Below are 12,309 nucleotides of genomic sequence, written 5' to 3'. Positions count from 1 at the left end.
GATGGCCAGATCGGTACGGAAGTTTTCGGAAACGCTCGATCTTCGCAGGCTCCCTGCCGTCCGTATCCGCTCGCATCGGTACTTCCCGATCGCGATGGTCGTGGCTGCGTTTCTGGTGCTTGCCTGCAGCCACATCTGGCAGCGTGTAAGGGTGCTGACGCTCGTGCATGAGACCGCCCTGCTTCGTGAACAGCACCGTCTCCTCGCGGATGCCGCGTCAAAAGTACATGATGACATCGCCTCCCTCTCGCTGGCCAGTCGAATCGAAACATACGCCGTCGACACACTGGGCATGATCCAGGTTCCGGTCGACCGGCTGTATACTTTGCAGTTCCGCGACGAAGAAGTGGAACCCGTAGACGAGCTGACGCGCGTTTTTTCCTCGATCAAGCGCGTGACCGATTACCTCCCGGTTATTACGGAGTCGCAGGCGACCGCCGGGGAGCTGCCGCAGTTCATGCTTGAGCCGGAAGAGCTGTACGGGGAAGGGGCTCAACAGTGAAGCGCACACGTTCCGAGCGTATCCGCCTCGGCGTCCTGCTCATTCTCATGGCAGTCTTCTTCACCGCAATCGCCACGCGCCTGACGCATCTGCAGGTCTTCCAGCATTCCCGCTACAGCCAGATTGTGGAACGTCAGTCCGGCGGCACAGTGGGAATCCCGGCGCCACGAGGCCTCATCTACGACCGCCGCGGGCAGGTCGTCGCCAAGAACGAAATCGCATCCTCTCTCTATGCCTACCCGACGTCGAATGCGCAGATCAACAAGGTCGGCGCGTATCTCGATAAACTGTATGGCTACAAAAAGGGTACGTCGGCAAAGAAATTTTCGCTGCGGCTGAGACGCTTCAGCTGGATTGACCGAATGCTGGACGACCGCCTCGCGGCCCGGATCGATGGCGAAGCCCCGGAAGGACTCTACCTCCGCGAGGAAAGCCGGCGGTCCTATCCCTTCGGCATCGTCGGGCGTCAAGTCCTCGGTTTCACCGATATCGACAACATCGGCCGATCCGGCCTCGAGCTCTCGTTCGAGCAGACGCTCGCCGGCGACAGCGGTATTGCGGACATTCGCCGCGACGGAACGGGTAACACCTATCGCGTTCACGAGGCCGCGCTGATCCAGCCCAAACCCGGCCAGTCACTGGTGCTGACCATGGATTGGCGGCTGCAGGACATAGTCGAAGACGAACTGCAAAACGCAGTCACCAGGTACAACGCACAGCGGGGAACCGCCGTCTTTCTCGACTGCAACACCGGTGATGTACTCGCTATGGCGCATGTTGATCCCGAAGAAACGTATCCGGATCGCCCGACAAAAGCGCGCGCGGTGACCGACTGGTTCGAGCCGGGATCGTCATTCAAGGCGTTTGTGGCGGCCGGTATGCTCGACGCCGAAATGGTCGATTTCTCGGATACGACCTACTGCGAGATGGGCAAGTGGAAACTCGGCCGACGGACTCTTCACGACGACAAGGAACTCGGCTGGCTGACCTTCCGCCAGATAATCGAACAATCCAGCAACATCGGCATAGGCAAACAAGCCTGCAAGCTTGGCGGTGAGGAGTTGATGGCGACCGCCCATCGCTTCGGCTTCGGTCAGAAGCTCCGCTGCGGTCTGCCGGGTGAAGAGGCGGGCCGGCTCGTGCCACCCAACCGCTGGTCCGAGTATACCATCTCCGCGCTCGCCATGGGACACTCAGTTGCCGTTACGACATTGCAGATGGCGACCGCGTTTGCCGCTGTCGCCAACGGCGGCAGCCTCTACCGACCGCGCACCGTGCTCGGCTATGTCGACGAGGATGGCGTGCTGATCAGCCGCAATACCCCGGAACTGATAGGACGAGCCATGCGCCGGGAGTCCGCCGATTCCCTTCACGCGTTCCTCCGTGGCGTCGTTGAAAACGGCACCGCCAAGCCGGTCAATTCACCCGTGATTGCGATCGCCGGCAAAACCGGCACCGGCGAAATGGTCAACGTGGAGACGGGCCGCATGGAAAAGAACAAGTTCGTCGCGAGTTTCGGCGGGTACTTTCCGGCCGACCGCCCGCTCATCGCCGGTATAGTCGTGCTGTTCCGTCCCCGTCCCGTCACCTATGGCGGACACACGTCGGGACCGACCTTCCGTCGCATCGCAGAACGGTACGCAGTCGTCAACCCGGACCTGTTTCTTGCCCCTGAGCATGTGCTCGTGGAAGCCGATCGGCGAGACGACCGCACGGTCGAAGTCCCCGACTTTTTGGGCAGAGACATGGTGCTGGTAAAACAAATGGCGGAAAAGAGAGGGCTCGTCGTGCGGGCCACGGCTGACGAAGGTGTGGTCACCTGGCAGTTCCCGCCCGCCGACCGCTTGCTCTTCCCGGGCGACGAGGTACTCGTGGAGGTTGTGTCAACCGGTCCGACCGATGAACGCGTGCCTGACCTGACCGGATTGAGCGTCCGCACCGTTTCGGCGTATCTGCATAAGATCGGACAGACGTTCCGTGTGACCGGGTCCGGACGCGTCGTCAAGCAGACGCCCGCGCCGGGTGAAACTTTGAATCGTGCGGAGATATGCTGGCTGACCTGCAAGCCGGGGTACGGGGAGAGTGCGCCATCACGCTCGAGCAACTGATAGAGGCGGTCGAGGGCGCCGTCCTGACGGGCGACGGCTCGATTGAAATTGAGAATATCGAATACGACTCACGGCTGGTGAAGCCGAACAGTCTGTTTTTCGCCGTCAAGGGGTATCGGGTCGACGGGTATGATTTTGTGAGACAGGCAAAAGAAAATGGCGCCGTTGCGGTGATGGGGGAACGCGAAGGGTGCGACGAGATCGGCATCCACGTGCGCGTTCCCGATATTCGCGCGGCCATGGCGAAGTGTGCGGCGGCATTTTACGAATACCCCGGGCACAAGATAAAATCCTGTGGTGTCACCGGAACCAACGGCAAAACGACGACTTGTTTCATGATCAAGTCCATTCTCGAAGCGCGCGCCAAGCGCACGGGGCTGATTACCTCGCTGGTCTACGACACCGGCAAGGACAAGTTCAAAGCGGAGCGTACGACGCCCGAGTCGCTCGACGTGCAGCGCTTGCTCTTCCTGATGAAGCGCAACTGGTGCGTCAATGCGGTGATCGAGGTTTCGTCGCATGCGCTGGTCCTGCACCGGGTCGATGAGATCAATTTCCGGGTCGCCGTCTACACCAATTTCACCCGCGATCATTTGGACTTCCACAAGACCATGGACGCGTACCTCGAGGCGAAAGCGCTGCTGCTGCACAAGCTCGAGGGACCGATGAGCTATGTGGTGATCAATCTCGACGTCCCGGAGTTTCGCCGTCTGCTGCCGGAAATCAAGTCGGCCCACATAAGCTACGCCGTTGAGGACACGTCTGCCGACGTCCGATGTGAGGCGTACGAGCTCAGGGCCGATGGCACGACCTTCGATCTGAAAACGCCGCTTGGAACTCGCACCATAGAACTGCATTTGCCGGGTCGATTCAATCTGACGAACGCCGTCGCGGCGGCCGCCGGTGGGCTTGCCAGCGGCGCTGATCTCGACAGCGTGGTCCGCGGCCTCGAGGCGGTGCGGCCCATCCCCGGACGGTTTAATCACGTCTCCGCCGGGCAGCCCTTCGCGGTGTATATCGACTATGCTCATACACCGGACGCCATTGAACGGCTCTGCAAGTCGGCCCGTGAGTTGTGCGACGGCCGTCTGCTGCTGCTTTTCGGGTGCGGCGGCGACCGCGATACGGGCAAGCGTCCCCTGATGGGAAAGGCGGCCATGGACTTCGCGGATTTCGCCGTCGTTACCTCGGATAATCCACGATCGGAGCGGCCGTCCGCGATTATCGATGCGATCCGGCCCGCTCTCGACGACGACCGTTCCGCCGTTGTAGAAGACAGAAGAGAAGCGATTTGTACGATACTGAAAATGGCCCGGTCCGGCGATGCTGTCCTGCTGGCCGGAAAAGGGGCCGAGACCTATCAGGAAGTTGCCGGCGTCCGACATCCCTTCGAAGATCGCCTGGTTGCGCTCGATGCGCTGGCATCGATGGGATTCACCGGATCCGAATCCGAGGAGTCGTGATCACCTTGCGCTTTGACACACTTGCTCTGGACCTTCGCGGTCGTCTCAACAGCGCTGAGTTCGCCGAGCGTACGTTCTCCGGTGTCTCTATCGACAGCCGGACGATCACGAACGGTCGGCTGTTCGTCGCGCTGCGCGGCGAGGTGCACGACGGCCATGCGTACATCGCGGGAGCGCTGGAACGCGGGGCGGCCGGAGTACTCGGCGAGCAGGATCATCCGGCGCTGCGGACGCTGCCCGCCCGCACGCCCGTCGTGACCGTCGAGGACCCGCACACCGCGCTGATCGAACTGGCGACACGGTATCGCCGTTCGCTCCAATGTCGACGGGTCGCGATCACCGGCTCAAACGGCAAAACAACCACCAAGGAGATGACGTACCGCCTGCTGCTCGCAGTCGAACCGTCCGTATATCGCACGCCCGGCAATCTCAACAACCTGTTCGGTCTCCCGTTGACGATCCTGGAGATGCCGGCGGGGACCAGGGTGGGCGTTTTTGAACTTGGTATCTCGGTCCCCGGTGAGATGTCTCGGCTCGCCCCGATTCTCGAGCCGGACATGATCGCCATCACCAATGTCGGACCGTCGCACCTGGAGTTTCTGGGTACGGTCGAAATGGTGGCGGCGGAGAAACTATCGCTCGCCGGCGCGTCAGCTCCCGACGCCCCGCTGATCGTCAACGCCGACAACGAGGTACTCATGAGTGCGGCACGGCGCGCGGACAGGCGACTGGTGACGTTTGGTATGGCCGCTGGTGCCGACTTTCGGCCGTCGTCCGTCGCCACCGGCGATGACGGTCTGACGCGCGTGGTTATCGACGATCACGAGTTCGTCTTGACGCTGTTCGGGCAGTACCAGGTTATGAATCTTCTTGCCTCGTACGCGATCGTTCGCGAATTGGGCTATTCGTTCGAGAATATTGATACGACCACCATCGAGCTGACGACCGCTCCCATGAGAGGTGAACGGATGAGCCTGCACGGAGTGACAATCATTGCAGACTGCTACAACGCGAATCCGGACTCGATGACCGGCGGCCTTCGCTCGCTGGCGGACCTGCCGCACGAGGGACGGCTGCTGGTGGTGTTGGGTGATATGCTTGAACTCGGTGAGCACAGCCGCGACTTCCACCGGCACATCGGGTCTCTCCTCGCCACGCTTGACATCGATCGCGCTTTTCTGGTGGGGCCGTTGTCCCAGTCGATGCTTGATGGCGCCCTGGAGGGAGGCGCCGACCGGTCGCGGCTGGCTCACTTCGATAACGCCGCCGCCTGTGCTGAAGCGCTCGCTGCGCAACTCACCCACGGCGATCTCGTCTACATCAAGGGCTCTCGCGGAGTCGGACTCGAAGTCGTCATTGAACGGTGGCGCTCCGGGGGAGGGAAGAACTGATGTTGTATCATTTGCTGGCCCCGCTTGCCGATCAAATCCCCGGCCTGAATCTGTTCCGGTATATCACGTTTCGCACAGCGGGCGCGACCCTCACGGCCATCATCATCTGCCTGATACTCGGACCATTCTTCGTAAACCTGCTCCGAAAGTACCAGGTGAAAGAGAAAATTCGCGCCGAGGGGCCGCAGTCGCACAAAGCGAAAGAAGGTACTCCGACCATGGGCGGGCTCATTATCCTCGCCGGAATAGTGATCCCGACGCTGCTGTGGGCGCCACTGACCAACTTCTATGTGCTCACGGTCCTGCTGGTGACCGTGTGGATGGGCATCCTCGGCTTTATGGACGACTACCTGAAAGCCATCGCCAAACAGCCCAAGGGACTGGTGGCGCGAAAGAAACTCGTGGGACAGGTCGTGCTCGGCCTGATTTTCGGCGTCGTTCTCACCTGGCTCGGTCCCGAAGGGCAGTACGACAACACCACGAATATTCCCCTTTTCAAGAATTACGTGCTGAATCTCGGCATTCTGTACATCCCATGGGTGATGCTCGTTATCGCCGGATCCTCGAACGCGGTCAACTTGACGGACGGTCTTGACGGGCTCGCGATCGGCCTGTGCGGACTGTGTTTCGCGGCGTTTGCCGGGTTTGTTTACGTTTCCGGTCGACTCGACTACTCCAGTTATCTGCAGATCGAGTATTTCGCGGGCAGCGGTGAACTCACGGTGTACTGCGGCGCCGCCATCGGCGCGGCGCTCGGCTTCTTGTGGTTCAACAGTCATCCGGCACAGGTCTTTATGGGTGACACCGGGTCGTTGTCGCTGGGTGCGGCGCTCGGCGCCATCGCCATCCTCATCAAGAAGGAACTGGTGCTGCTCATCGTGGGCGGCGTGTTCGTTGTCGAGGCCTTGTCGGTGATCCTGCAGGTGCTCTCATACCGCTACCGAGGCGGCAAACGGATTTTCAAGATGGCGCCCCTGCATCACCACTTTGAACTCAGCGGGTGGGCGGAACCGAAAGTAGTTATTCGCTTCTGGATAGTCGGCGCCCTGTGCGCCCTGTTAACCCTTGCAACGTTGAAAGTACGATGACCATCGAAGAACGCATACGAGGACGACGCATCGGCGTGATCGGCATGGCCCGCTCCGGCTTGGCGGCTGCAAAACTCGCCGTCCGGCACGGCGGTATTCCCTTCGTCTCGGACAGCGGCCGGGCCGAACTGCTGGCCGACCCCATCACCGAACTCCGCGCGGCCGGCGTTGCCTTCGAGTCGGGACAGCATTCCGATCGGGTGCTCGAGTCGGACTATGTCATCGTCTCGCCGGGGGTGCCGCTCACCGTGCCCATTATCGTTGAACTCCGCGAACGAGGCATCCCGATTTTCTCGGAACTCGAATTCGCCTCATGGGTGTGTCGCGCCCCGATCGTGGCGGTGACCGGTTCAAACGGCAAGACCACGACGACCACGCTTATCGGCGAAATCTTTGTCGCCGCCGGGTGGCCCGTCGAAGTCTGCGGCAACATCGGTAAGCCGTTTTCCGACGTTGCCGACCGTCTTCACGAGCGGGGCGCCGCCGTCGTTGAGACTTCGTCCTTCCAGCTCGAGACGATCGCTGACTTTCGCCCCCGCGTCGCTCTTTTGCTGAACATCCAGCCGGACCATCTCGACCGCCACCGCACCTTTGACGCATATCGGACGATCAAATACCGCGTCTGCGAGAATCAGCATCACGGCGACTTCTTTATCGTCAATCACGACGATCCCGAGATCGACACTGCGACTGTGACGACCGCGGCCACCATCGCGTCGTTCTCGATCGTGGCTCCCAATGGTGCGATGACTTTCGTTGAAAACAACCACCTGTTCGTACGCCGCGACGGTATCGTCGAAGACGTGATACATGTCGATGACATCCGTATCCGCGGACGTCACAACCTGCAGAATGCGTCGGCCGCTGTCGCCGCAACCGCCGTGGTGGGCGTGCCGGCTGCCGCGATGGCCGAGGCCCTGAGATCGTTTGCCGGTGTTGAACACCGTCTCGAACCCGCCGGAACCGTCGCCGGCATCGCCTTCATCAATGACAGCAAAGCGACCAACGTGGATTCGGTGGTGGTAGCCTTGCAGTCCATGACGACACCGGTGTACCTGATCGCGGGCGGTCGGGATAAGGGCGCGCCGTACACGCCGATCGTCGAGGCCGGACGCGGCAAAATCAAAGGTATTCTCGCTATCGGTGAAGCGCGTGACAAGATCTTCCACGACCTCGGACAGGCCTTCCCGACCCAGTTTGCGGCCACCCTCGAAGAGGCCGTGCTGAAAGCGTTTGAGCTCGCCCTTCCCGGCGAAACCGTGCTGCTGTCGCCGGGCTGCGCCAGCTTTGACATGTTTGAGAATTTTGAACACCGCGGCCGCGTCTTCAAAGCGGCGGTCGCCGGACTTCGTAACGGCAAGAAGAAAAATGAAACGCTCCACGGGTAAACGGCCGTTTGATGAACGCCTCCTCGCGGCATACGGCCTGCTGCTGCTCATCGGCCTGGTGATGGTCTACTCGACCTCCTCCATCATCGCAGCCGGCCGGTTTGGTTCGCAAATGTATTTCTTCAAACAGCAGTTCATCTGGGTGCTGTTGTCGGCGGCCGCGATCTTCCTCATTGCCCGGCTCGATCTCCCGAGGCTCGCCGTCTATTCCGCCCCGGCCCTGCTGGTCACGTTGCTGCTGCTGGCGCTGGTGTTCACCATGCCCGCCCGCAACGGCTCGCAGCGATGGCTGTTCCTTTTCGGATTCAGCCTGCAGCCGTCGGAGCTCTTTCGGTTTCTCATGATCGTATACTTCGCCTTCAGCTTGTCGAACCCGAAACGCAATATCACGCAGGTGAAGGATTTGCTCTATCCCTACCTGCCGATCATCGGGCTCGGACTGCTGCTTATTGCGATGGAGCCCGATTTGGGGATGGTCATCGTGATGACAATCAGCACGGTCGGCATCTTCTTCCTCGCCGGTGCGCGTATCAAGCACCTTGCCGTCGCCGTCTTGCCTGCCATCTGCCTGGCGTCGTTCATGGTATTCGTCATCGGCTACAAGAGGGCTCGCATCATAGATTACATGGCGTCGATTCAGGATCCGCTGCAGGGAAGCTACCAGGTCAAGCAGGCGGCGCTCACACTCGGCTCCGGCGGACTGCTCGGCGTCGGCCTCGGTAACGGAAGCCAAAAATTATTCTTTCTGCCGTACCCCCACACTGACTTCATATTCGCGGCCATCGGTGAAGAGCTGGGTATGATCGGTCTTTTGTGCATACTCGCGCTGTTCGCATACATTCTCTGGCGCGGATTTAAGATTGCGGCCGCACAGCCGGACAAGTTCGGCTATCTGCTGGCCGCGGGGATGTCCTGGTCGCTCTTCGTCAGCATCGCCATAAACATCGGTGTCGTGACCGCTATTCTGCCGGTGACCGGGCTGCCCCTGCCGTTCATTTCCTATGGCGGTTCGTCGCTGTTGATGTCAAGCGCCGCCGTCGGCGTGCTGCTGAACCTGTCTCGGAGGGTGGTGCAATGACCACGCCACGGAAAGCCACACTCCTGTTTGCGGGCGGCGGGACCGGCGGACACCTGTACCCGGCAATCGCAATCGCCGATCGTATCAGCGAACTGCTGCGCGGCCGTTACCCCGTGGACATTCACTTCGCGGGAACACGCCGAGGGATCGAGTACCGAATTCGCGAATCACTCGGGTATCCGTTGCACATCGTCAATATCCGTGGTCTTGTTCGCTCGCTCACCCTGAAAAATCTGCTGGTGCCGTTCGTGTTGATCGGCGCGATAATCACGGCCTGGCGCCTCATCAGCCGATTGCAACCGGATGTCGTCATCGGGACGGGCGGATATGTCGCCCTGCCCGTCGTTCGAGTTGCAGCCTTGCGCAGTATCCCGACCGTTATTCAGGAACAGAATTCGTTCCCCGGGATCACCACGAGAAAGCTGGCCCCGCACGCCACCCACGTCTTCCTCGGCTTCGGCGGGGCCGGCTCCCTCATAAAAGCGCGCGGCCGCGTGACCGTAAGTGGCAACCCCGTGCGAACCACCATCAACAGGGGCGACCGCATCGACGCGCTCCGTCACTTCGCACTCGACCCGACCAGGAAGACCATACTGATAATCGGCGGCTCGCAGGGCTCGCGGCCCGTCAACCAGGCAATCCTGTCATACGTCGAACACGCGCCGCTGACTGACGCATACCAGGTGCTCTGGCAGACCGGCCGCGGCGATTACGACGAAGTGAAAAGCAGGCTCGCGGATTACTCCGGCAAGCTTGCCGTGTTTCCGTTCAGCGACCGCATGGAACTCGTGTACGCGGCGGCCGATATCGCCGTCGCACGCGCGGGCGCTCTGACCATCGCCGAGCTGGAAGCGTGCGGGCTGCCGTCGATTCTGATACCGTACCCGCACGCGGCCGGGGATCACCAGCGCAAGAACGCCGAGGAATACGCTGCGCGCGGAGGCGCGATCGTTATCGCCCAGAAAGATCTTGATCTCGTCAACCCGCTGGACCGTGCCGTGACACTGCTTGCGGACGGGTCGGCCGAGCGAATGCGCCGGGCGCTGGCATCAACGGTCCGGCCGGAACCGGCGGTGGATATTATCGCAAAACGGATTATCGAGATGATTCAACAGGCGCCGACAACAGGAGGCGACGGTGAGACGTGATGCGTCGATTACCCCTAAAGCCAAACGGTTTGTGCGTGACACTATGATGTTCGGACGATTCAAACGGCTCTTCTTCGTCGGTATCGGCGGCGCCGGCATGTCCGGTATCGCCGAGATCCTGAAGAATCTCGGGTACGAGATTTCCGGCTCGGATACCACGCCGAGTGAGGTCACCGATTACCTGCAGTCGATCGGTATCAAGGTTGCCGCGGAACATCGCGCCGCCAACATCTCCGATATCGACGTCGTCGTGATTTCCTCGGCGGTCGGTGAAAACAATCCCGAGGTGGTCGAGGCCCGTCGGCTCGGTATCCCGGTCATCAAACGCGCCGAGATGCTCGGGGAACTCATGCGCCTGAAATTCTCGGTCGGGGTGGCCGGGACCCACGGCAAGACCACGACCACGTCGATGATCGGCAAGATTCTCCGCCAGGCTTCACTGCACCCGACACTCATCGTCGGCGGCGTCGTGGCGGAACTCGGCACCGGGGCCTCGCTCGGCGAGGGAGACTACCTCGTGGCCGAAGTCGACGAGTACGACCGGTCGATTTTCGCGATGTTTCCCAGTATGGCGGTCGTGCTGAACATTGAGGCCGATCACCTTGACTGTTACTCGGACATGGACGATCTGCGCGGCGCGTTCCTTTCCTATATCAACCGCGTGCCGTTTTACGGCTCGGCGATTATCTCGGCCGATGACCCGAACCTCTCCTCGCTGCGCGGCAGAATCACCCGCCCGTTTGCCACGTTCGGCTTTGCCACCGATGCCGACTACCGCGCCGTCGAGATCAAACAGGAACCCGGACGAACGACCTTCTCGGTCTACTGCCGAGGCGACCTGCTTGGAGAAATCATTCTCCGCGTTCCGGGCCGGCACAATGTCGCCAACGCCCTTGCCGCCACTGCTGCCGCACGCGAACTCGATGTCTCCTTCGAGAACATCGCCGATGCGCTTCGCCAGTTTAATGGTGTCGGCCGCCGCTTCGAACTGATCGGCACGGCGCACGGTGTCACCGTGATCGATGATTACGCGCACCATCCGACCGAAATCGCGGCTACCCTCGATACCGCGCGAACCAACTTCAGCGGCCGGATCATCGCAGTCTTCCAGCCGCACCTCTTCAGCCGAACGAAACACTTCCTGCGTGAGTTCGCCGATGTGCTCAGCCGCGCCGACCACTGCATTCTCACGGACATTTACCCGGCGCGGGAATTGCCGATGCCGGGCGTGACCTCGGATTCGATTCGTGAAGAAGCCCTGCGGCAGGGACACCGCAACTTCACGTATGTCGGCAAAAAGGAGAACGCGATAGACGAGGTCGTCGGCATGGCGAGACCGGGTGATACGATCGTCATAATCGGCGCGGGTTCCATCACTCACATTCGCAAACCGGTGCTGGAAAGGATTACATCGCAGTCATGACTTTTTCGCCTCGCGTAAAATACGTCCTTGGCGCCGTCACTCTCGCGCTGGCGATGCTGGTCGGTGCCGTGCACTACACCGGCATATGCGACCTGCAGGCTGTCACGCTTGACGGCCGGACCGTCGACAACTTCGACCGCCGGTTCGGCCTTCACTCCGAGCGCAGCGTGGTGCGGCAACCCCTTGACTCGATTGCGCGTGCCCTCCTGCGCGACAAGGATGTCCGTCGGGTTGATATCCGGTTCGCCATCCCGAACGGGTTGGAAATCATTACCAATTCTTTCACGCCGGCCAGCTTCGTGTTGTCCGAGAAAACCGGCAAGCTGTATGGCCTGGATCGGCAGGCGCGCGTTGTGGCCATTCCCGACCACTGGGACGACTGGGAGCGCCCCGTGCTGGTCAATGCCCGGGTCGAGGATATGTTTGAGCCGTGCCGCGATGTTCGAGTGCCGATCGTGCTCGACGATCTGCAGCGCCTTCGCGACGAGCACGCCGATCTGTACCGGGTAATCACCGAGGTCGATTTCGCACAGCCGGACTTCCTCGTCGTTTCACTGGCCGGCCTGGACAGCCGGCTCTGGGTGAATGCCGCCGACGTCTACGATCAACTCGAACGGTTCGTGCGGTTCGTTCATAATTTCACGCCCGATCTGGACTCCACCCGTGTCATCGATCTTCGCTTCGAAAACCAGATCGTCTGCAGTGTGAAGGGACGCTAGC

General features: G+C 60.9%; 10 protein-coding genes. All 10 read left to right on the top strand.

The annotated features are described in order from the left end of the window. Nucleotide 1 precedes the first annotated feature (1 nt). Genes RBT76_00220 through RBT76_00175 form a run of 10 tightly spaced genes read left to right on the top strand, consistent with a single transcriptional unit; the run spans nt 2 to nt 12,308 of the window. Nucleotides 2-502, top strand: a complete 501-nt coding sequence (locus tag RBT76_00220) for a hypothetical protein (protein ID MDX9856195.1) — start codon at nt 2-4, stop codon at nt 500-502. After that, the gene (locus RBT76_00215) at nt 499-2,610 is read left to right on the top strand and encodes a penicillin-binding transpeptidase domain-containing protein (protein ID MDX9856194.1); all 2,112 of its coding nucleotides are present in this window, start codon (nt 499-501) and stop codon (nt 2,608-2,610) included. The genes RBT76_00220 and RBT76_00215 overlap by 4 nt, the downstream gene beginning before the upstream one ends. Beyond that, nucleotides 2,550-4,073: a UDP-N-acetylmuramoyl-L-alanyl-D-glutamate--2,6-diaminopimelate ligase gene (locus RBT76_00210; GenBank protein ID MDX9856193.1), complete on the top strand. Its 1,524-nt coding sequence runs from the start codon at nt 2,550-2,552 to the stop codon at nt 4,071-4,073. Before RBT76_00215 ends, RBT76_00210 begins: the two co-directional genes overlap by 61 nt. A gap of 5 nt (nt 4,074-4,078) precedes the next feature. After that, on the top strand, nt 4,079-5,464 hold the full coding sequence (murF, locus tag RBT76_00205) for a UDP-N-acetylmuramoyl-tripeptide--D-alanyl-D-alanine ligase (protein MDX9856192.1): 1,386 nt from the start codon (nt 4,079-4,081) through the stop codon (nt 5,462-5,464). Next, nucleotides 5,464-6,552, top strand: a complete 1,089-nt coding sequence (mraY, locus tag RBT76_00200; GenBank protein ID MDX9856191.1) for a phospho-N-acetylmuramoyl-pentapeptide-transferase — start codon at nt 5,464-5,466, stop codon at nt 6,550-6,552. Before murF ends, mraY begins: the two co-directional genes overlap by 1 nt. After that, nucleotides 6,549-7,940, top strand: a complete 1,392-nt coding sequence (murD, locus tag RBT76_00195; protein ID MDX9856190.1) for a UDP-N-acetylmuramoyl-L-alanine--D-glutamate ligase — start codon at nt 6,549-6,551, stop codon at nt 7,938-7,940. The genes mraY and murD overlap by 4 nt, the downstream gene beginning before the upstream one ends. Next, nucleotides 7,921-9,018, top strand: a complete 1,098-nt coding sequence (ftsW, locus tag RBT76_00190) for a putative lipid II flippase FtsW (protein ID MDX9856189.1) — start codon at nt 7,921-7,923, stop codon at nt 9,016-9,018. The genes murD and ftsW overlap by 20 nt, the downstream gene beginning before the upstream one ends. Beyond that, a complete protein-coding gene (gene murG / locus RBT76_00185; protein ID MDX9856188.1) occupies nt 9,015-10,166 on the top strand; it encodes an undecaprenyldiphospho-muramoylpentapeptide beta-N-acetylglucosaminyltransferase in 1,152 nt (383 codons plus the stop codon). The genes ftsW and murG overlap by 4 nt, the downstream gene beginning before the upstream one ends. Further along, on the top strand, nt 10,156-11,589 hold the full coding sequence (gene murC, locus RBT76_00180; protein ID MDX9856187.1) for a UDP-N-acetylmuramate--L-alanine ligase: 1,434 nt from the start codon (nt 10,156-10,158) through the stop codon (nt 11,587-11,589). Before murG ends, murC begins: the two co-directional genes overlap by 11 nt. Next, nucleotides 11,586-12,308 carry a hypothetical protein gene (locus RBT76_00175; protein ID MDX9856186.1) on the top strand — a complete coding sequence of 241 codons (723 nt, stop codon included), beginning with the start codon at nt 11,586-11,588 and terminating at the stop codon, nt 12,306-12,308. The genes murC and RBT76_00175 overlap by 4 nt, the downstream gene beginning before the upstream one ends. The last annotated feature ends 1 nt before the right edge of the window (nt 12,309 follow it).

Source organism: Candidatus Zixiibacteriota bacterium (assembly GCA_034003725.1).
Taxonomy (GTDB): Bacteria; Zixibacteria; MSB-5A5; order GN15; family FEB-12; genus WJMS01.
Note: the sequence above shows the minus strand (reverse complement) of the source record. Positions and strands in the feature narration are given on the sequence as shown.